This window comes from Spiroplasma endosymbiont of Monopis laevigella (assembly GCF_964019975.1).
Taxonomy (GTDB): domain Bacteria; phylum Bacillota_I; class Bacilli_A; order Mycoplasmatales; family VBWQ01; genus Spiroplasma_E; species Spiroplasma_E ixodetis_A.
On record NZ_OZ026473.1, the window covers coordinates 572,480 to 594,170 of the forward strand.

Below are 21,691 nucleotides of genomic sequence, written 5' to 3' on the forward strand. Positions count from 1 at the left end.
AAATTAATGCCCTATTGTTTTAAAAAATAAAACAATAGGTTTTTTTATTTTAGTATATTAAATTTATAAAAAACTTTTTTAAATAAAAACCTATTTACTTTAAAAATAAAGTAAATAGGTTAAAAACTTATATTAATTTTTAAAAACTATATCATATTACAAATATAGAAATAATAGTTAATATATTTTCATTCCTATTAAATATAAATTTCACTTTCTTCATAAAGATTTAATAATTTTGCTAAATGATCACCAACTCCACCCTCATCATTAGTTTTAGTAGTAATATCATTGGCAATACTTTTAATAACAATATTACCATTTTTCATTGCTACACCATAGCCAACTTCCATCAACATTTCTTTATCATTAATTTCATCACCATAAGCAATAACATCTCTAATATCAACATTATAATATTGAGCCAAAATGCGAGCTGTCATTCCTTTATCAATAAATTTACTTGAAATTTCAAAGATTAGTTTATTATTATCATAGCGATTTCAAGTATTTACCTTAATTGAGTTTGAATATTTTTCTAAGTCACGATATACTTGATCAAGATTAGTATTTTCTTTAAATTCAATTAAAATGGCATTAGCGCTCCCTTTTCAATCACGAATTAATTTACTAATTGTAAAAGTATCATTCTCAATAGTATCTAAATGAAAATAAGTTTCAAAGAAATCATCTTTTTTTCAACATACTGCTTTGTTGTAATATTCAATAACCGCGTTTTCAATTTGTTGAAAAATATAGTCTTCATTTAAAATATGTTTAACAATTGTTTCAGAAATTGGAAAAACTAATCGTTTGAATTTTTTGATTTTTGGATCATGAATATGGCCACCATTAAAATTGCATAGTAATGTATTAAGACCTAATTCACGATAAAATTTAATTGATCCACGATAAGGTCGACCAGTGACAATACAAACAATATGACCTTGTTTTTGAGCATCAATTAGTGCTTTTTTAGTATTAATATGAATTTCTCGACCACCACTTTTTAATAGAGTACCATCTAAATCAACTAGGATTAAATGTTTTTGTTTTTTATTGTATAAAGACATTATCTCTTCCTCCTATCTTTCTTTCTCGATAAAATTAATACCCATTGTGTCTTGAACAAAGTTTAATTTTTTAGTAGCAATATTATTAGCAAAATTTGCACCTTCTTCTAAATATTTTGCTAATTGTGATGATTTTTCGTTAATAAATTCTTGGTGTTTTTTTTGCATTGGTTCTAATAAATCATTTATTACTTTAATTACTTCTTCTTTTAAAAAACCATAATTGTGATTGCTGAAGTATTGTTCACAAGTTTTGATATCTTTTTTAGTAATGCTAGCATAAATAGTTAATAAATTACTAACTCCAGGCTTATGTTCTGGATCAAATTTAATAATATTTTCTGAATCAGTAACTGCTTTTTTAATTTTATTGGCAACTTCTTGTTTGCTATCGCTTAAAAAAATAGTATTTTTTAGATTAGTATCAGATTTTGACATTTTTTTTTCAGGTTCTTGTAAACTCATAATTTTCTGTGCTTGTTTATCAATAATGATTTTAGGAATTTTGAATAAATCAGTTTTATAATTGTTATTCATTCTTGTTGCTAAAGTTTTTGTCAATTCTAAATGTTGAGTTTGATCAACACCAACTGGCACAAAATCAGCGTCATATAGTAAAATATCAGCAGCCATTAATGCTGGATATGTAAGAATACCTGTTGGAATACTAATCGTTTTATTTTGTTGATTTGTCATTTTTTGACTTTTATCTTTAAATTGTGTCATTCGTTCTAATTCACCGACATAACTATTACATAATAATATATATCCTAATTGACTATGGGCTAAAACATCAGATTGAATAAAAATATGAGATTTATTTGGTATAATACCAGCAGCAAAATATCAAGCGGCAATATCTTTAATATTATCTCTTAATTCTTGTGCTTTTATTGGTAGTGTTAATCCATGTAAATTTGCAACAAATATTAAGAGTTCATGTTCTTCTTGCAATTTTAAAAAATTATTAATTGCTCCCAAGTAGTTACCAAGAGTTAATTTTCCAGTGCTAGTTATTCCGGATATAATACGAGCCATATATTTTGCTTCCTCCAAATTATTTTTTTAATATAATTAATTATCAATGATAAAGTTAAATAATTCAATTAATTATATTAAAATTTGTTTGATTTTGATATAATAAAAACATAAATTAAAAATAGTTTTTGACCCATAGCTTTTATTTTTTAAGAGTAATGGGTTTTTTACTTTATAAAGGAGTTTTTTTATGTTATTTGGAGAAGAAAAATATAAGGATGATTTACAAAAATATTTAAATAAAATAAAAGATCGAAACAATGTGAAAGAATATCTTCAAACTCTTGGGTTAAAACTCGAGGAATTAGAAATCAAGAAACAAAATATTGCTGAAAAACAAGCAAGTTTTGAATTTGAAAGAAAACAACTAGAAGATATATTGAAGAAAGCTGAAAGTCAATTAAGAAATATCAAAGATAGTGAAGATAAAAAAACATTTATTGAACAATATGTTAATCAGATGACTGATAAATTAAAAGCAGTTAATGAATATATATATACTTTAGAAGTTGAAAGTAAAGAAACTAGTAAAGATATAAAAAACAGAAATCTAGACAGAGTAGATAACAGAAGAACCTTAGAAAGAATTAGAAATGAATTATTTAATTTAAAAAAAATAATTCAAGAATCATCTTTTTTTAATGGTAGTTTAAAAGCATTAAAAGAAAATATGACAAAATTACAAGAAGAAAAAACTAAAATATTAAATTTAAAAAAAGAAATTTTAAAAAAAGAAGAATTGAAAGTGGAATTACAAAGTTTAGAAAAGTTAATTGCATTAATAAAACAAAAATCAGAAATTGAATTAGAAATTGAAAGATTAGAAAAAAACAAGGAACAATTAACAACAGAGATTGATGTAAATAACGGTCAAATACAATCTATTTTTAATGATAATGAAACTTCTAAAGAACAATTAATCACAAAAATAGATGAAATAAATTTAAATATTAAAACATTAAATGACAAGATAGATGCAAAAACTAATTCAATTTCTCGTTTAGAAGAAGAAATTGAAAGTAATGATAAAGATATTAATTTAAAAGTAAAAGATTCAGAAAATATTTTTCAGAATCTTTTACTTTTACAAGATTGAAGAGATAGTAATTGACGTCGTGTTATTGCAATATTAACTTTTGGCATTTTTTGTAGTTACAAAAGTGTTCAAAAAAAATTAGATAAAGAATTTGTTAATCGAAGTAATATAAATAAAGAAATTGCTGATTTACGAATGACAAATGAAAGTAAAATAAAACAAAAAAAAGATTTGTCTGATGAAATATTAAAACATAAAAAAGAGACAAATATATTAAAGGAAAATTGACTAGTATTAAAAGCACAATTAAGCAAAAAGAATAATACTAAAGAAATAGAAGATTTAAAAGTAACTAATAGTCAAAAACAATTTTTATTAGAAAATACAATACTAAAAATTAAACAACAAAGAGAAAAATTAAAAAATATTTCAATTGAAAATACGCAACCATTAACTGATTTAGAAATACTTCAAAAAGAAAAAAGTGATAAATTAAATTCATTAAATGCCATTAGTTTAGATAAACTTGATAAAAATATAGAAACAGTAATAGTAAGAGAAAGTGAATTAAAAATAAAAATTAATGAAAATGAATCATCTATTTCAGATTCTAGTTTAGATAATTTTAAGATAGAAGTAGAAATTGAAACAAAAAAACAACTTTTAGAAATAGAACCATTTACTAAAGTAAAGCCACTCTTAGAAAAGAGTAATTCTAACGATTCTGGTATTGATATAACAACAGAATCAATTAAAATGATAAGTTCAGTTTAATTTATTAAAGTATTTAAATTAAATTTTATTCATAAAATAAAAAGATAAATATTTATAAAGTATTAATTGTTACTTTATTATTTATATTATTGACTGGGTTTTGTAATTCAAAGTTATTGATGTTCGTTACATCATTATTTGCTAATAAAGGAGTTGTTTTTTTAGATTTTGAAAATGATACTAGCATATTTTCTATTAATCCCTTAGTGGCATTTGTTATTTTTTTATTACCAAATTGTGTTATGTTTAAACTATGAATTAAAGATACAGAACCCATTATGCATACTACTAAATTATTTGGATTTAAAATAGTATTTAATTTATCTTTTATTGATTTTCCATTTCTTGTATTATCATAAAAAAAATAAAATAGTTGATAAACTAAGACCAGTTAATAATATTCCGGTGGAACTAATTATAGTTCCAATTATAAATTCTTTAAAATATTTACTGTTATTATTTTGAATAGGCATGTTTAGTTAACTCCTTGTTTTTTACGCATAAAAATTATTTATTTTTAATTATTTACTTTAAAATAAAGAAAATTTAATTTTATAATTTCATTATATTATAATTCAAATTATAAAATTAAATTTGACAGTAAAATATATGTTAAATTTTTTTATAAAATTTAAGGAATAAAAGTATCTATTTTTCAAAAAATAATATGATATAATGTGTGGGTGAAGGATATAGCGGAAAAGGTCTTTCATGTACTTATTTTCTAAGTTTGGTCAAAGATAGTGTGGAAATATATATTATTATAGTAATGTAGAGTTTATTAACTTTTATCTTTAAAAGATAAAAAAATATTAATTTTAAAAAAAGAGTATTTAAATCAAATGTAGTCTAAAAGCAAAGAGGGGTATTGTCATGATTAAAATATATGTTTCGCCAAGTTGTTTGTCTTCAAAAAAAGTTATTCAATTTTTTGATAAGCATAAAATTCCATATATTAAACGTAATATTATCCATAATCCATTGACCGATACTGAAATTAAATTATTATTAAGATTTGTACCAAATGGTGTTGGTGATATTATTTCAACAAGAGCAAAGTTTATTAAAACACATGCTATTAATATTGAAAAGTTAACAATGTTACAAGTTTTTGATTTAATTAAAACTTCACCAACTGTTTTAAAACGTCCAATTATTGTTCAAGAAAATAAACAACGTATTCAAATTGGTTATAATGAAGATGAGATTGAATTATTTTTACGTGGTTCTATTGAAAACGAATTTGAAGATTCTTGTGAAATATTTTAATTGAAATATGATTGGAATACATGATGAAAAATTATAAATTTACAATTATTGCTAATAAATATGAGAATTCTCAATCATTAGCTAAGGAATTAAGGGCCAAGTTATTGGCCCTTAAAGCACTTGAAGATACTTCTTTTCCAGATATTGTTTTTATTATTGGTGGTGATGGAACATTTTTAAAAGCTGTTCATGATTATAATAATATACTCAATACTGTTAAGTTTGTTAGTTTTAAATGTGGTAATCTTGGTTTTTATGAAAACTTTTTAAACACAGAAGTTGACAAAGTATTAATGTGAATTGATAAAAATGATAATAATTTAATAGTAAATAAATTTTCATTATTAGAAGTAAATATTAATAATAAGATTTTATATGCTATTAATGAAGTTAAATTTGTTAATTTAACAACAACTCTTTCATGTCAAGTGTTAATTAATAATCAATTATTTGAAAACTTTCGTGGTTCTGGTTTAGTTATTGCAACAAGAACTGGTTCGACGGGTTTAATGAAATCACTTGGTGGTGCTGTTTTAATTTCAAATCATAACTTAATGCAATTTCATGAAATTGCTCCAGTAGCTAATAATAGTTATCGCAGTTTAAATTCACCACTAATTTTGGATGAAAATCATGAAATTACCTTGAAAAATATTCAAAAAGATAGTAAATTGAGCGATTTTGGAAAATTAATTGTTGATACTTTTGATTTTAATGATAAACTAAATGATAAGGTAACAATTAAATTATCAAAATTAACGTTACAAGTTTTAGAATATCGACTTAATCATCATTCTTTACTTGCTAAAGTAAAAAAAGCTTTTATTCAAGAAGATTAAGAAAATATTTAAAAATATATTAATTAAGGAAGGTAATTATGCCAATTTGACAAATAGTATTATTAGTTATTGCATTGTTATTTGCTGTGGCTAGTATTGGGATTTGAATATGAAATGTTAGTACAGCTAAAAAATTACGCAATCAACAAGAAAGTAGTTTAAAACCCATTAATAAACCACAAAAATTCCCATTTAAATTAAAAAATTTTATTGTTGATTTAGGAGGAATTGATAATATTAAAGGGACAACAGCAACAGCAAATAAAATTAAGGTAGAGATTATTGATCATTCAAAAATTAATTTTAATAATCTTAAAAAAATTAAAAATCGTGGTATTTTAGACAAAGACGATAGTGTTAGTTTAGTCCTAGGAACTTATTGTAATAATTTAAGTATTGCTATTAATGATCTTATTAAATTAAATAATGAGAAATAAGTTATTTTTTGTAATATCCATAAATACCATTAATTAAAACATAAGTGTTAGTATAGCCCAATTCTCTGAGTGTTAGTGCAGCAGCAGTTGAACGATTTCCTGCATTACAAATAGTTATAATCACTTGATTTTTGCTTTCAATATATTTACTAGGATTTTTAATCAAATCATAGTAAGGAATATTAACAATATTAAGTTCACCATTATCATTTGTTATTTTTTTTAAAATTTGATATTCAGCAACATCACGAACATCAATAATTAAAGCTTTATTTTTAATTTTATCAAAGTCTTTATTTGAAATTGAAATTTCATTTTGTATTTTATGTTTAAACATAAGTTATGACCTCCTAAAATAAAATTGTTCTATAACTTATTTTAACATTTTATTATGCTATAATGCTCATAGTTGCGACAAAAAATGGAAGTTAAGGAGTAAAATAATGTTAAAAGAAAAATTCCTTTTTAAAGAAGGAAAATATGAATTAATTGTTGAATTAGGTACAATGGCTAATTTAGCAGAAAAATCAGTAAAAATTACTTATGGAAATACAGTTGTATTAACAACTGTATCTTATAATGAAGTTATTAATAATCAAGATTTTTTTCCATTACAAATAGTTTTTCAAGAAAAGTTATATTCAGTTGGTAAGATTCCGGGTGGTTTTTTAAAGCGTGAAGGTCGACCTAGTGAATATGCAACACTATGTGCTAGATTAATTGATCGTTCAATTCGTCCATTATTTCCAAAAGGTTTTGTTAATGAAGTGCAAGTTGTAAATAATGTTTTTGCGTTAGATGATGCTTGTGATGTTAGAGTAAATGCAGCTTTTGGGACTTCACTTGCTTTAGGATTAAGTAGTTTGCCATTTCAGGGTCCTAGTGCTACTGTTGTTGTTGGTAAAATAAATGATGAACTTGTCCTTAATCCAACACAAGAGCAATTATTAAATTCAAAAATGGAATTAATTGTTGGTGGAACAAAAGATGCCATCAATATGGTTGAAGCAGGATGTCATGATATTTTAGAAAAAGATATGATTAAAGCATTAAAATTTGCACATGAACATATTATTAAATTAATAATTTTTCAAGAAAGTATCATTGAAAAATTAAAACCAAATAAATTTGAGCCACAGTTAGCATTAATTCCTGTTAATATTGAACAATTTGTAGAAACAAATTGTCAATCACAAATTAGTAAAATTAGTACTACTGTTGATAAAAAAAGTCGAAGCAACTTGATTAAAAATTTAGTTGAAGAAACATTTCAAAGTTTTAAAAATGAATTTAATCAAGAAGTTTTAAATATTGGTGAAGAAACAACTATTCATAATTTACGCAAAAGTATTGATCAATTATTACAAAAAGCAATGCGTACTATGATTTTAAAAAATAATGTACGAGTTGATGGACGAAAAGCTGATGATATTAGAAAATTAACAAGTATGATTGATGTTTTACCTATTGTTCATGGTAGTGCAATGTTTACTCGTGGTGAAACACAAGTTTTATCAGTTTTAACGTTGGGTGCACTTGCTGAACATCAAATTATTGATGGATTAGGTAAAGAAGAGTATAAACGTTTTATTCATCATTATAATTTTCCTCCATTTTCTGTTGGTGAAACCGGAAGAATGGGTGTTCCTTCACGACGTGAGATTGGTCATGGCGCCCTTGGTGAAAAAGCATTATTACAAATTATTCCTCTTGAAAAAGATTTCCCTTATACAATTAGATTAGTATCAGAAGTATTAGCATCAAATGGTTCAACTTCACAAGCAGCAATTTGTGCTTCATCAATGGCATTAATGGCTGGTGGCGTACCAATTAGAGCTGCAATTGCTGGTATTGCCATGGGTTTAATTAAAGAAGAAAAAGATTTTACAATTTTAACTGATATTCAAGGATTAGAAGATCACTTAGGTGATATGGATTTTAAAGTGGCAGGAACAGCCAATGGTATTTGTGCTTTACAAATGGATATTAAAATTACTGGTATTGATTTTAATATTATTACACAAGCTTTGGAAAAAGCCAGAGTTGCGAGATTACAAGTATTAGCAAACATGAATGAAGTAATTAAAAAGCCTAGAACTACATTGGCACCTAATGCTCCAAAAATTATTCAAAAGTTAATTCCAATTGATAAAATTCGTGATATTATTGGTGTTGGTGGGAAAGTTATTAATAAAATTATTACCGACTGTGATAATGTTAAAATTGATATTGAAGATGATGGACGATTGATGATTTATCATAATGAACAATCAGCCATTGATAAAGCTTGACAAATTATTGAAAGTATTGTTAATTCTGTTCAAATTAAAATCGGTTCTGAATTTGATAGTAAAGTTGTAAAAATTGTTAATTTTGGTGTTTTTGTTAATTTACAAGATAAGATTGATGGTTTAATTCATATTTCAGAATTTTCAAAAAAATTTAATAAACGTATTGATAATTTAAATAATGTCGTTAAAATCAATGATATAATTAAAGTTCGAGTAATTAAAGTTGAAGATAATAGTAAGCTTAGCTTAGAAATTATTGATAAATAATTTGAAACTATTTTTAATGAAAATTAATTACAGTTTTATTATTAAATTAGTGTTAAAATACTAATAACATAATATAGCAGCATCTTGGGAATTTAAGTTAAAATTTTAATTTTTATGTTTTTCTAAGATATTAAATTTTATAAAATAAAAATAAAGAAAGTTGAAAACTGGTGAAAACATGGCAAAGATAAAAGTATTTGCTCTGGGTGGATTAGATGAACGTGGTAAAAACTTATATGTTGTTGAAGTAAATGATAAGATATTTGTATTTGATGCCGGCATTAGACTCCCAGAAAGAGAAATTTTAGGAATTGATATTATTATTCCAGATTATACATATTTAAAAGAAAATAAACATCGTATTCAAGGTATATTTATTTCAAAACCATCTGATGATGCTTTTGGAGCACTACCTTATATTTTAAAAGATTTTAATAAAATAAAACCCGAGTATAAAGTTCCAATCTTTACTAGTAAATTAACTGATTTTATGATTAAGCAGAAATTAGAACGTTTTCGTTTTATTAATCAAAATGAAATTATAATTAAAACTATTGAGCCTGAACAAAAAGTATCGTTTGGTAATGTTGTTGTTAAAACATTTAAAACAACTACTTCAATTCCAGGTAGTTTAGGTTTTGTTTTAACTGTAAATAATGGTGAAAATATTAAATTAAATGAAACAATTGTTTATACGGGTGATTATATTTTTGATGGTGAACATCGTAGTGATTTTACTACTGATATTCAACATTTAGCTAGTGTTCCTAAAAATGATGTTTTATTATTAATTAGTGAAGCAACATGTGCCAATAGAAAAGCTTTTACAGCTCCTAAGCATAAAATTCAAACTATTATTGAACCAGTATTAAAAGAAGCACCAGGAAGGGTTATTCTTGCATGTTATGATCAAGATTTATATCGTGTTAGTGAAATTCTTAATGCTATTAAAGAAACTGACTCTAAACGTAAAATTGCAGTTTATGGTGCAACTTTATATGATATTTTATTAAAAGTTAATGATTTAAACGCTTTCAATATTGATAAATCACAAATTATTAATTTAGCACAAACAATTGGTACTAAAGATACAGTAATTATTGTTACTGGTAGTGGTGAACGTTTATTTACTAGAATGAATAAAATTGCTATTGGTAATGATGATTATTTAAAACTTGAATCGCAAGATACAATAATTTTAGCAACTCCACCAATTCCAGGAAATGAATTGGCTCATGCAGCCTTATTAGATGACTTAGCACGTACTGATGTTAAAGTTATTAATATATCAGAAAAACAAGCTTGAAGTTTAAATGCTTCTTATGAAGATATTAAGTTAATGGTTAATATTATTGAACCAAAATATTTTTTACCAGTTAAAGGTTTATATAAAGATTTTGTAGCAGCACAAGCAGCAGCCATTGATGCTGGTGTGTTACATAACAATGCTTTAATTCATGATAATGGTGAAGTTATTACTTTTGAAAATGGTAAATTAATTGATAATTTTGTTAAACAGTATGTTGCACGTCCTTCTCGTTTTAATGATAAAAATGCTACTAATAAAACAACAGATAACTTAATAAAAACTGGTGATGTATATGTAGATGGTATTGGTGTTGGTGATATTGGTTCAATTGTTATTAGTGAAAGAAAACAATTACAACGTGATGGTATTTTAATTACAGGAGTGACAATAAATCGTAAAACTAAGGAAATTGTTTCTTTAATTGATGCACAAATGCGTGGTGTTGTTTATTTAACTAATAATGAAGAAATGTTGAAAAAATTGCAAAACATTATTATTAATGTTATTGAAAAATATAAAACTAATACTGCTTTTAGTCTTAGTGAAGTTAAGACTAAAATGAAAAATGATTTACAAGATTATATTAAAAAAGAAACTGGTAAGTTACCTATGATTTTAACAGTTGTTAATGAAATTTAAGGTTAATGATAATATCATTAACCTTAAATTATATAATTTTTTCATATTTAAACTAATTTTAAAATTTATATAATGTTTACTAAATTAGAACCAGTTTAGAAAAATACTAAAGACTATTGAAAATCAATTTAAAATAATTTATAGTGCATTTAGTAAAAAAACATGAAAATTATTGCTGGAAAATTTGAAAGTAATAAAAAAATTTCTTCAACTTGTATATTAGTTTCGGTTGAAGAAATTTTTTATTTTATTAATTAAAAATCCAATAACTGGAATGGCAACCCTTTTTAGGACTATTTTTTGGTAGACATTTGTTTTTGATAACTAATTGGAGTTAGGTAGTTTAGAGTACTGTGAATTCTTATGTTGTTATATCAATTGATGTAATCAAATAATTCTAATTTTAATTGGATTAATGATGTAAAATTTTTATCATTAATAAATTCAATTTTGAAAGTTTTAAAAGTTGCTTCAGCAACAGCATTGTCATAAGGACATCCTTTTTTGCTTAAAGATCGAGTTATGTTGAAAGCTAATAAAAGTTTATCAATAGTTTTATTATTGAATTCATTACCGCGATCAGTATGAAATATTTCAATATCTTTTAAACAGTGATTTGATTGCATAAATGCTTGATATACTAATGATGCATCTTTTTTAACTCCAACACTATGTCCAATAATTTCGCGGTTAAATAGGTCGATTAATAGGCAAATATAGTTTCATTTACCATTAACTTGAACATAAGTTAAATCACTAACAATAACTTCATTTTTAATTCTATTATTAAAGTTTCTATTAACAAGATTGGTTATTTGACTATCATTGACTTTATTATGATAATTTTTGAATGATAATTTAGTGTATTTTGATATTAAATTATGCTTATTCATAATTTCTTTAATTTTTCTGCGTGATAAATAAATTTCTTGGTTTGCTAGTATGACTTTTAATCTTCTAGTACCATAAACTTCTTTATTTTCTTTAAAAGCACTAATAACAGCTTGTTCATAAATATTATTTTGAATTTTATTTTTTTTCTTTAAATTAAAATAATATGTTGATTTAGAGAGTTTTAAAAAATGACACATTGTGCGAATTTTATATTTAGATTTATTATTTGCAATAATCTCTACTTTCTGCCTATTATTAGTGCTGCTTGCTTTAAAATATCAATTTCCATTCGTAACTGTTTTAATTCTTTATTTGCTTGAATTAATTGTTTTTCTAAATCTGAAAGATTATCTTTAGTTTTAAAACTACCTGAATTAGTAAATTGCTTAATTCAATTGTAAGTAGCTGCTCTTGTAACATTGTATTCTTTAACAAGGCAAGATACTGATTTGCCACTTTGATATAAAGCTACTATTTGTTTTTTAAATTCATCTGAATATGAGTTAATAGTGACCATAATTATAATTCCTTTCTTTTAACTAATTTGTTCACTTGTCTATGTAATTAGTGTCCAATAAAGTGTAACCCATCCAATATTATAGTTTTGGTGATTATACTAGTAAAGAAAATAATAAAAATTATAGTTGACAAATAATTAATTTTTATTATCAATTAGATACAAATGTTTTAAAAAGTAGTTTATGAATATCAAATAATAATGTTAATGCGGATACTGAAATTAATATTTATAATAATAGAATAATGTGGGGTATGGGTAGAGATTATATTTTTAAAAAATTAGAAGAATTACAGGAATAATATTATGTTTTTTAAAATTATAAAAATTATTTTAGGTTTAATAGGAGTAATTTTATCATCAGCAACAGCAGGTTTAATTATATTTATTATTATAAAAATTGTATTAAAAATTAATCAAATATTTTAAAAAAAGGTGGTGAATATTATGTTAAGTCTATTTAAAAGAAAAGAAAAAAGTAATATTAGTGATAATCAAAATGAAAAAGTAAAATTTTTAACTAATAAAAATAAAAGTACTCATGCTTCAATTTTAAATTATTTTGGTTTTAATGATTTTAACCATGAAACTTATTTCACTGATTTTGTAGCAGAAAATAATGCTAATTTATATAATGCTCCATTAGATATTAATAATGAAACTATTAAACAATATTTAATTCAACAAGAATTTTACAGAAAAAATTGAAATTCAATTTTTAAATTAAGTAAATTAGGAATTAGTGCTTATTTAATTTATATTGCTAATGATGACTTATATTTTCAAGTAGTAGATATACAACAAAGAGTTTATGATATTACTGGTAAATTAATTGAATGTACTATTTTTTATGATAGTTATGAACAAAATGCACAAATGGTAAGATTATTTGAAGTTTATACATTAAATAATGAACAAATAACTATTAATCGTGCAATTTATAGTATTAGTGATAATAAAAAACAATTTCCATTAGATTTTAAATCATTCATTAATAACCCTAATTTAGCACAAGAACAAACACTAAATATTAACTATATACCAATAGCAATTATGAGAAATAAAGCAAATGAGCTAGCAGATTGTAATAAAGTAATGGATAAAATTAAAGCATTAGATGTTATTTATGAACAAATTGTTTTAGATACTATTTTAAACTCACCTAAATTTATATTTAGTCAAACTTATGGCAATGTTCAATCTTTAATAGAAGACGCAGTAAGAACATTAGTTACTAAAAATTACATATTTAAAAGCGGTGGAGATAATAATGAACAAAACGAAAATATCAATATGACAAATAGTAATTTTAAAGGTAAAAATTTAACTGATATATATGATTGAAATGTTAATGAAATATTTAAACGTTGTGGTATTCATATACCAAGTCAAAAGAAATCAGCACAACAATCAGTTCCCGAAAGTACAGCAGTAAATATTTCAACTATTAATTATATTTAACAAAAATTATGACAATTTAATATTGATATTCTTAAATTTATTCAAATATTAGTAAGTGTAGATAAAGATTTATTAAATAGTAAAACATTTAATATTAATGATGATCAAGAAATTAATAATTTAACAGTTAAATTAAAATTATTTAATCCCGAAAATAACCAATTAATAGGAAAGAACAATGGAAAACAACAACAAACCACAAACGAAATTTCCACAGAAACAAACTAAACTTAATCAAGCAGAAGTAGAAAATGATTATTTAATTGATAACATTCCTTATGACTTTACTAATATGATGCGTGCTACTAGTGACCCAGATATTAATAGAGCATATGATGAATTTAAAAAAAGAACGATATATATTTATGAAATTGAACGTTTATTTAAAAATAATGAAAATAATAGTTTAAAATTTTCAGCAAATACTATTAAAATAGGTTTTATTGATATTGATAAAGTATTAAAAACTACTGCTGTTGAAACATCTGATTTTACTATGCAATTAAATCAAAGAGCAAGTACTAATATTAATGATAATACAATTGAATATAGTATGACTGATATTAAAAATTTAATATTTCAAGAAATAAATTTATTAAATCAATTTAAGTTATATGCAGTTAGTATAAATGAACCTTTAACTGAAAATAATATTGATAATTTATATATAATTAATAATTATTCACAACCTTATCAAAATCCAAAAACTAGAAGTACTAAAAGTATAACTATTATTAAAATTAAAGATTTTAAAACAAGAGATGGTTATCCAATCATTATTAAATTACAAAAACCATTAGATAAAGATACAAAAGTTACTGGTTTAAAAATTAAAGCCCCTAGAAGCATGATTTTTGGCAATATAAAGGTACTTGGTGAAGTGGAAATGTTTAGTAATCTGTGTAACTTACAAAAATAACTATGTTTAATTAATTCTAGTAAATATAATTAAATGACTAGAAAGAGTGAGTTACAGATGGCTAAAAAAGATAACTTTAATAATAATGATCCAATATCAAAAGCAGTAGATTTATTACTAGAAAATACTGAAGATTTAACAACAGTTTTTAAACCTAGCGGTTTATATAAAGAATTAACAAAAAGATTAGTTGAAAAAATGTTGAATTCTGAAATGCAAAATTGAGGCTTTTTAATAATCTGTGTATCTTTGTTTTACAAAGTTACTAATTTAGATTAATTCTGTCTTCAAATTTTATCATAAAATGAGCAATTGCTGTATTTCAATTTTGAATAGGCAATGTTCATTTTTTTGTTATATTTTCAATTGCCAAGTAAAATATTTTGAAAACTGCCATATCATTAGGAAAAACTTTTTTATTTCTGAGAGGCTTTTTAATAATCTGTGTATCTTTGTTTTACAAAGTTACTAATTTAGATTAATTCTGTCTTCAAATTTTATCATAAAATGAGCAATTGCTGTATTTCAATTTTGAATAGGCAATGTTCATTTTTTTGTTATATTTTCAATTGCCAAGTAAAATATTTTGAAAACTGCCATATCATTAGGAAAAACTTTTTTATTTCTGATGATTTTTCGTAATTGACTATTAACAGATTCAATAGCATTTGTAGTATAAATCACTCTTTTGATTTCTACTGGATAACTAATAAAAACCATTAAATTATCTCAATTTTTATATCAAGATTTAGTAATTTGAGGATATTGTTTATTTCATTTACTTTCAAACGATTCTAAAGCTTGCATTGCTTGTTCTTCACTACATGCACTATAAATTGGTTTTAAATCTGCAACTAGACCTTTTCGATGTTTGTATGAAACATATTTTAAACTATTTCTAATTTGATGAACAATGCATAATTGATGTTCTGTTTTAGGATAAACTGATTGTATTGCTTCTGACATGCCTGTTAAATTATCACTACAAGCAATAAGAATATCATTTAAGCCACGATTTTTCATTTCTGTGAAATTAGATAATCAAAACTTAGAACCTTCATTTTCACTAATTCATAATCCTAAAACATCTTTTTTGCCTTCTAAATCAACTCCTAATGCTATATAAACTGATTTGTTAATAATCCGTTTATCTTGTCGTACTTTAACTACTATACAATCAAAATAAACAATAGGATAAATACTTTCTAATGGTCGATTTTGTCATGCTTTAACATCATCAATAACATCATCAGTAATTTGACTAATAAAACTTTCACTAATATCAGCACCATGATATAACTCTTGCAACTGCATTCTAATGTCAGATAATGTCATTCCTTTTGCATACAAGGAAAGAACTTGTTGATCAAAACCATCAAATCTTCTTTGCCTTTTAGGAACTATTACAGGAGTAAAATTACTATTGCGATCTCTTGGTACATCAATTTCAATTTTACCTTGTTGAGTTATTAATTTTTTTGAACTTGTACCATTACGAGCATTTTCAGTAGTACTATGTTGATTTTTTTCATATCCTAAATAATTTTGCATTTCAGAATTCAACATTTTTTCAACTAATCTTTTTGTTAATTCTTTATATAAACCGCCAGATTTAAAAACTGTTGTTAAATCTTCAGTATTTTCTAGTAATAAATCTACTGCTTTTGATATTGGATCATTATTATTAAAGTTATCTTTTTTAGCCATCTGTAACTCACTCTTTCTAGTCATTTAATTATATTTACTAGAATTAATTAAACATAGTTATTTTTGTAAGTTACACAGATTACTAAACATTTCCTTAAATTTTGAATAGGCAATGTTCATTTTTTTGTTATATTTTCAATTGCCAAGTAAAATATTTTGAAAACTGCCATATCATTAGGAAAAACTTTTTTATTTCTGATGATTTTTCGTAATTGACTATTAACAGATTCAATAGCATTTGTAGTATAAATCACTCTTTTGATTTCTACTGGATAACTAATAAAAACCATTAAATTATCTCAATTTTTATATCAAGATTTAGTAATTTGAGGATATTGTTTATTTCATTTACTTTCAAACGATTCTAAAGCTTGCATTGCTTGTTCTTCACTACATGCACTATAAATTGGTTTTAAATCTGCAACTAGACCTTTTCGATGTTTGTATGAAACATATTTTAAACTATTTCTAATTTGATGAACAATGCATAATTGATGTTCTGTTTTAGAATAAACTGATTGTATTGCTTCTGACATGCCTGTTAAATTATCACTACAAGCAATAAGAATATCATTTAAGCCACGATTTTTCATTTCTGTGAAATTAGATAATCAAAACTTAGAACCTTCATTTTCACTAATTCATAATCCTAAAACATCTTTTTTGCCTTCTAAATCAACTCCTAATGCTATATAAACTGATTTGTTAATAATCCGTTTATCTTGTCGTACTTTAACTACTATACAATCAAAATAAACAATAGGATAAATACTTTCTAATGGTCGATTTTGTCATGCTTTAACATCATCAATAACATCATCAGTAATTTGACTAATAACACTTTCACTAATATCAGCACCATGATATAACTCTTGCAACTGCATTCTAATGTCAGATAATGTCATTCCTTTTGCATACAAGGAAAGAACTTGTTGATCAAAACCATCAAATCTTCTTTGCCTTTTAGGAACTATTACAGGAGTAAAATTACTATTGCGATCTCTTGGTACATCAATTTCAATTTTACCTTGTTGAGTTATTAATTTTTTTGAACTTGTACAATTACGAGCATTTTCAGTAGTACTATGTTGATTTTTTTCATATCCTAAATAATTTTGCATTTCAGAATTCAACATTTTTTCAACTAATCTTTTTGTTAATTCTTTATATAAACCGCCAGGTTTAAAAACTGTTGTTAAATCTTCAGTATTTTCTAGTAATAAATCTACTGCTTTTGATATTGGATCATTATTATTAAAGTTATCTTTTTTAGCCATCTGTAACTCACTCTTTCTAGTCATTTAATTATATTTACTAGAATTAATTAAACATAGTTATTTTTGTAAGTTACACAGATTACTAAACATTTCCACAAGTAATCAAAATACTTATTGTAATATTTTATAGTTTACTATTAAAAAATAACAAAAAGAGTGAAGTTTCACTATTTTTTTATATTTAAAGTAAATAAACTACAATTTATTAAAACTATTAAATTATTAATAAATTTATTTATATTTTTTCAATATCTTTAAAACTATTTATTAAAATTTGTTCTCAATCAATTATTTGCTTTAAATCATTTTCTAAAAGTTCACATTCTTTAATCTTTGGTTGTGTAACAGGGTTTTTGGGAACAAATAATGAACAACAATCAGCGAATGGTAAAATTGATGTTTCATAAGTACCAATTTTTTTAGCAAGATTAATAATATCAACTTTATCTTCGGCAATTAAACTACGCAAAATTGGTAAATTGCTAACAATATTAATAGCATTAATACTTGCTAATGTTTGTGAAGCAACCTGACCAATTGCTTCACCAGTTGCTAATGCTTGAATTTTATATTTTTCTGCAAATAAACTAGCAATTCTAATAAACATTCTACGCATTAAAGTAATACGATAACTTTCTTTCTTAATATGACTTAATTCATTTTGCAAGTTAGTAAAATTGCAAATATATAAATTTTTACTACCAGCATTATAAGGTGCTAAAATTTGAACTAAAGTTTCTACTTTTTTTAATGCTGTTGGTAAAGTAAAAGGTGGAGTAGCAAAATGTAAATATTGAACTTGTAATCCTCGTTTCATTAATTTATATGCTGCTACAGGGGAATCAATACCACCGCTCAATAATAATAACACTTTCCCTGAACTACCTACTGGAAATCCACCAGCACCAATAATTTTATTTGCAAATAAATAAATATCATCGTTATTAACTTTGATATTTATTTTTAAATCAGGATTAGTAACATTAACTTTTAAATCTGTTTTCTTTAAAATTATAGAAGCTATAATTTTAACTATTTGTTCTGAATTTAATGAAAAACTCTTATCACTACGACTAACAAAAAGTTTAAATGTTTTAAAATTTGTTAGATCTTGACTTAAAATTAATGATATTACTTTTTCTGATAATATTTCCATATTTTTAGCAATTCTAAAAGCAGGTGATAATGAACTAATACCAAATATTTTCACCAAAATATTAATAACATCATTCATTACATCAAGAGATAAATTGGTTAGTTCCATCCGATCATGAAAATGAATAATATTTATTTGTTTATAATCACTAAGAGCATACTTAATATTTATTTTTAATTGTTTAATAAAATCAATCCGATTTTTACTTTTAGTTGTTAATTCACCATAACGAATAATAATAATTGGTACCATTTAATTTTCCTCTTTTTTAAAATTTATTCCATTAATTCCAATAATAATGTTAATGCTTTTTGATTATGATTATTAGTGATATTATTTTCAATTTCATTAAATTTACTATTAAGTTGCTGATTAATTGAACGATGACGATTAGCATAAACAAGAGTTAAATGTGATAATTTATGAATAGTAATTTCCATTTTTAATTCAGTATAAAGATGAAAAATTTTATTTTGTAAATCATTAAATTTACTAAAAGAAGAATTATCATAATTTCCATTTTTAAAATTTAAAATAGTATCATTTATTAAATATTGTAAATCACTAAACTTTTCTTTATAAATTTCATTTAAATAATAAAAATTAATATTATTTAAAATATTATCAATTTGTAACATCATTGAATTGATTTTATCAACATAAGTTTTAAATTTAATTTTTGCTTTATTTTGTTCATTCAACAATTTATTATACTCTTTTAAACTATTAAAAACAACAATACTATTTTCAAATAACGCCGCTAATAACATCACTAATGTTTCATAACTAGTATTTTTTATTGATTTTTGATGTTCTATGATTAATAAATTATCAAAATGATTAACAGTAGCAAGTTGTTTATTAATAATAGTTTCTAAGTTAGTTATTTTGCTATTTTCTATCATTTTAGAATTAATTTTATTTGAAAGAGCAATTTCATTTTTAATAGTTTCAAATATTTCATTAAAATTAAAACTCATAACTAAAAATTTTTCATAATTTTGTTTAAAAATATTATAAAATATTTGTTCTTTATCAATTTTATTACTAAAAATGGCAATTAATTTTAATATTTCTTGAGTGTTAACCTTAACTTTTTTGTATTGTAAATTATTAATTTGTTTATTAATAAAACTTAACTTTTCATCAACGTTTGCTACTAATTGTTCGTATTGTAAAAGTAAAGTATTATTTATTTTTATCATTTGATATTTATTTTTTAAGGCAGCCATTTTCTGTTTAATTTCATATGTTATAATATAACGAAGTGTTGGTAAATTATCTAAAATTTCTGCCAATGTTACAACAGCAATCGCAATCTCACTTAAAATAGTAATAATTTGACTAACATTAATAGCATTAATATTTGTTTCTAATTCTTTAAACATATCATTAATTATCTTAATAACTTCATCTAATTGTTCTCGATTAAGATCGTTTTGTAAATTAATCTTGATCATTTGATCTTGTAAATAATTAAAATTTTGTTTAAAAAATAATTGATATTCTCGTAATAATTGATCAATACTAATAAAATAATCTATTTCAATTGTTAATAACTGCAACTGATTTTTTAAATTATTACTCTTATTATGCATTCTATACATTAATTTATATCTTTTTCATAATTCTTTATTATTTTGTAATTTTAAAATTTGAATATAATTTTTAAAAACCTTATTTAAATCTTTTTTTAAAAAAAGATTATAACGACTAATTCAAATTCCTAAAATAGAACTATATTGTTCATTTGCTTGTACCATTTGATTAATACGATTTAATCTTTCTTTAATATTAATATTTTGAATATATTGCAAATTTTTATAAACCATAAATTGTTTATTTTTATACGAACTAAAAATTACTAATAAACTTGTTAAAACGATAATAGTAAAAATTAATAAACTAATAATAGTTATTATAATAATTTGTGCACTAGTTAATTTATAAATTTTTATTAACATTAACATAGTTTTTTTCTCCTTTCCTTATATTTTAAATATATTAAAAGATATTAATCTTTTATTTTATTATTACTTCTAAAATATTTAATAATATCAACTAAACCTAAAAATAACATTTGTGGTTCATAAATATAAGAAAAATCAAAATAAGATTTTAAAATTGGTACACTACCTCCTGTTAAAATTACAGGTAAACTAATATTTGTTTCATTTTGAATCCTAACAACTATACTATTAATCATTGCACTAAAACCATAACCATAACCAATTGATAAAGCATGATTAGTATTTTTACCTAACATTGATTGATAATGTTGCATTTCAAAATCGACAAGTAAAGCAGCATTATCAATCAATGCATCTTTACTTGTACTAAATCCAGGTCCAATAATAACGCCAACCAAAACATCATTAACAACAATACTATAGGTAGTAGCAGTTCCCAAACTAACAACTATCGCATTGTGATACTTAGTATAAGCAGCATATGATAATGCTATCAAATCACTACCTAATTGGCGATTTTCTAAATTAAGTTTTAAAGGTAAAGAACTTAGCAAATTAAAATCAACAATTAACGGTTTTAAATTATATGTAAAAACAATTAATTTTTCTATTATTATTAAAAAAATTGGAACAACACAACTAATAACAGCTTCTTCAAAATGTAATTTTTTATTTAATTTAAATGCTTTTTTCAATTGATCAATTGCAGTTTTACTTTTGGTTTCTATTACTGCTCATTGTTCAATAATTTCACTATCATAAATCATAGCAATCTTAATTAATGTATTACCAATATCTACTAATAACAAACTTTTCAT

Annotated in this window: 18 protein-coding genes and 2 pseudogenes; 9 read left to right on the forward strand and 11 right to left on the reverse strand. The window is 23.5% G+C overall.

The window, feature by feature from the left end; all coding sequences use genetic code 4:
- Window positions 1-197: 197 nt before the first annotated feature.
- Together AACK94_RS03230 and trpS are read right to left on the reverse strand one after the other, a co-directional pair.
- Window positions 198-1,073, reverse strand: coding sequence for a Cof-type HAD-IIB family hydrolase (locus AACK94_RS03230; protein ID WP_338976204.1), 876 nt, complete (start codon window positions 1,071-1,073; stop codon window positions 198-200).
- A 12-nt stretch (window positions 1,074-1,085) separates the two neighbouring features.
- A complete protein-coding gene (trpS, locus tag AACK94_RS03235; RefSeq protein ID WP_338976206.1) occupies window positions 1,086-2,111 on the reverse strand; it encodes a tryptophan--tRNA ligase in 1,026 nt (341 codons plus the stop codon).
- Between the two features lie 190 nt (window positions 2,112-2,301).
- Between trpS and AACK94_RS03240 the strand changes: the two genes are divergently transcribed.
- Window positions 2,302-3,921 carry a hypothetical protein gene (locus AACK94_RS03240; RefSeq protein ID WP_338976207.1) on the forward strand — a complete coding sequence of 540 codons (1,620 nt, stop codon included), beginning with the start codon at window positions 2,302-2,304 and terminating at the stop codon, window positions 3,919-3,921.
- A gap of 52 nt (window positions 3,922-3,973) precedes the next feature.
- On the opposite strand, the gene AACK94_RS03245 is transcribed toward AACK94_RS03240, so the two are convergent.
- Window positions 3,974-4,198, reverse strand: coding sequence for a hypothetical protein (locus tag AACK94_RS03245; RefSeq protein WP_338976208.1), 225 nt, complete (start codon window positions 4,196-4,198; stop codon window positions 3,974-3,976).
- 596 nt (window positions 4,199-4,794) lie between these two features.
- On the opposite strand from AACK94_RS03245, the gene AACK94_RS03250 reads away from it, so the two are divergent.
- From AACK94_RS03250 to AACK94_RS03260, 3 genes are read left to right on the forward strand one after another with little or no spacing between them, the layout of a single operon-like run.
- Window positions 4,795-5,190 (forward strand): Spx/MgsR family RNA polymerase-binding regulatory protein, encoded by a 396-nt coding sequence (locus AACK94_RS03250; RefSeq protein WP_174481244.1) that lies wholly within the window; start codon window positions 4,795-4,797, stop codon window positions 5,188-5,190.
- Window positions 5,191-5,213: 23 nt separating this feature from the next.
- Window positions 5,214-6,029 (forward strand): NAD(+)/NADH kinase, encoded by an 816-nt coding sequence (locus tag AACK94_RS03255; protein ID WP_338976209.1) that lies wholly within the window; start codon window positions 5,214-5,216, stop codon window positions 6,027-6,029.
- Between the two features lie 38 nt (window positions 6,030-6,067).
- Entirely contained in the window at window positions 6,068-6,466 is a 399-nt protein-coding gene (locus tag AACK94_RS03260; RefSeq protein WP_338976210.1) for a hypothetical protein, read from the forward strand.
- A 1-nt stretch (window position 6,467) separates the two neighbouring features.
- On the opposite strand, the gene AACK94_RS03265 is transcribed toward AACK94_RS03260, so the two are convergent.
- On the reverse strand, window positions 6,468-6,803 hold the full coding sequence (locus AACK94_RS03265) for a rhodanese-like domain-containing protein (protein WP_281749170.1): 336 nt from the start codon (window positions 6,801-6,803) through the stop codon (window positions 6,468-6,470).
- 106 nt (window positions 6,804-6,909) lie between these two features.
- On the opposite strand from AACK94_RS03265, the gene AACK94_RS03270 reads away from it, so the two are divergent.
- Window positions 6,910-9,024 carry a polyribonucleotide nucleotidyltransferase gene (locus AACK94_RS03270; protein WP_338976211.1) on the forward strand — a complete coding sequence of 705 codons (2,115 nt, stop codon included), beginning with the start codon at window positions 6,910-6,912 and terminating at the stop codon, window positions 9,022-9,024.
- Window positions 9,025-9,202: 178 nt separating this feature from the next.
- Window positions 9,203-10,972 carry a ribonuclease J gene (locus AACK94_RS03275; RefSeq protein ID WP_338976213.1) on the forward strand — a complete coding sequence of 590 codons (1,770 nt, stop codon included), beginning with the start codon at window positions 9,203-9,205 and terminating at the stop codon, window positions 10,970-10,972.
- 293 nt (window positions 10,973-11,265) lie between these two features.
- Here the strand turns inward: AACK94_RS03275 and AACK94_RS03280 are convergent.
- Window positions 11,266-12,383 (reverse strand): IS3 family transposase gene (locus AACK94_RS03280; RefSeq protein WP_338975281.1). Its coding sequence is split into 2 segments (ribosomal slippage): window positions 11,266-12,113 and window positions 12,113-12,383, totalling 1,119 coding nucleotides; the frame shifts between segments, so codons are not numbered across the junction.
- Between the two features lie 447 nt (window positions 12,384-12,830).
- Here AACK94_RS03280 and AACK94_RS03285 point away from each other — a divergent pair.
- The 3 genes and pseudogenes from AACK94_RS03285 to AACK94_RS03295 form a co-directional block, all read left to right on the forward strand.
- Complete coding sequence (locus AACK94_RS03285; RefSeq protein WP_338976214.1) at window positions 12,831-13,844, forward strand: hypothetical protein; 1,014 nt, start codon at window positions 12,831-12,833, stop codon at window positions 13,842-13,844.
- Window positions 13,845-14,022: 178 nt separating this feature from the next.
- Complete coding sequence (locus AACK94_RS03290; protein WP_338976216.1) at window positions 14,023-14,763, forward strand: hypothetical protein; 741 nt, start codon at window positions 14,023-14,025, stop codon at window positions 14,761-14,763.
- A 57-nt stretch (window positions 14,764-14,820) separates the two neighbouring features.
- A pseudogene (locus AACK94_RS03295) lies at window positions 14,821-14,988 on the forward strand (IS256 family transposase); the annotation flags it as partial.
- A gap of 40 nt (window positions 14,989-15,028) precedes the next feature.
- Here the strand turns inward: AACK94_RS03295 and AACK94_RS03300 are convergent.
- From AACK94_RS03300 to AACK94_RS03325, 6 genes and pseudogenes are all read right to left on the reverse strand, one after another.
- Window positions 15,029-15,187 (reverse strand): annotated as a pseudogene (locus tag AACK94_RS03300) (IS256 family transposase); the annotation flags it as partial.
- Between the two features lie 44 nt (window positions 15,188-15,231).
- Window positions 15,232-16,470, reverse strand: coding sequence for an IS256 family transposase (locus tag AACK94_RS03305; RefSeq protein ID WP_338976324.1), 1,239 nt, complete (start codon window positions 16,468-16,470; stop codon window positions 15,232-15,234).
- Window positions 16,471-16,517: 47 nt separating this feature from the next.
- The gene (locus tag AACK94_RS03310) at window positions 16,518-17,747 is read right to left on the reverse strand and encodes an IS256 family transposase (protein ID WP_338976325.1); all 1,230 of its coding nucleotides are present in this window, start codon (window positions 17,745-17,747) and stop codon (window positions 16,518-16,520) included.
- Window positions 17,748-17,982: 235 nt separating this feature from the next.
- Window positions 17,983-19,155: a tRNA uracil 4-sulfurtransferase ThiI gene (gene thiI / locus AACK94_RS03315; protein ID WP_338976220.1), complete on the reverse strand. Its 1,173-nt coding sequence runs from the start codon at window positions 19,153-19,155 to the stop codon at window positions 17,983-17,985.
- Between the two features lie 23 nt (window positions 19,156-19,178).
- The gene (locus tag AACK94_RS03320) at window positions 19,179-20,873 is read right to left on the reverse strand and encodes a hypothetical protein (RefSeq protein WP_338976222.1); all 1,695 of its coding nucleotides are present in this window, start codon (window positions 20,871-20,873) and stop codon (window positions 19,179-19,181) included.
- Window positions 20,874-20,917: 44 nt separating this feature from the next.
- On the reverse strand, window positions 20,918-21,691 hold the full coding sequence (locus AACK94_RS03325; RefSeq protein WP_338976224.1) for a type III pantothenate kinase: 774 nt from the start codon (window positions 21,689-21,691) through the stop codon (window positions 20,918-20,920).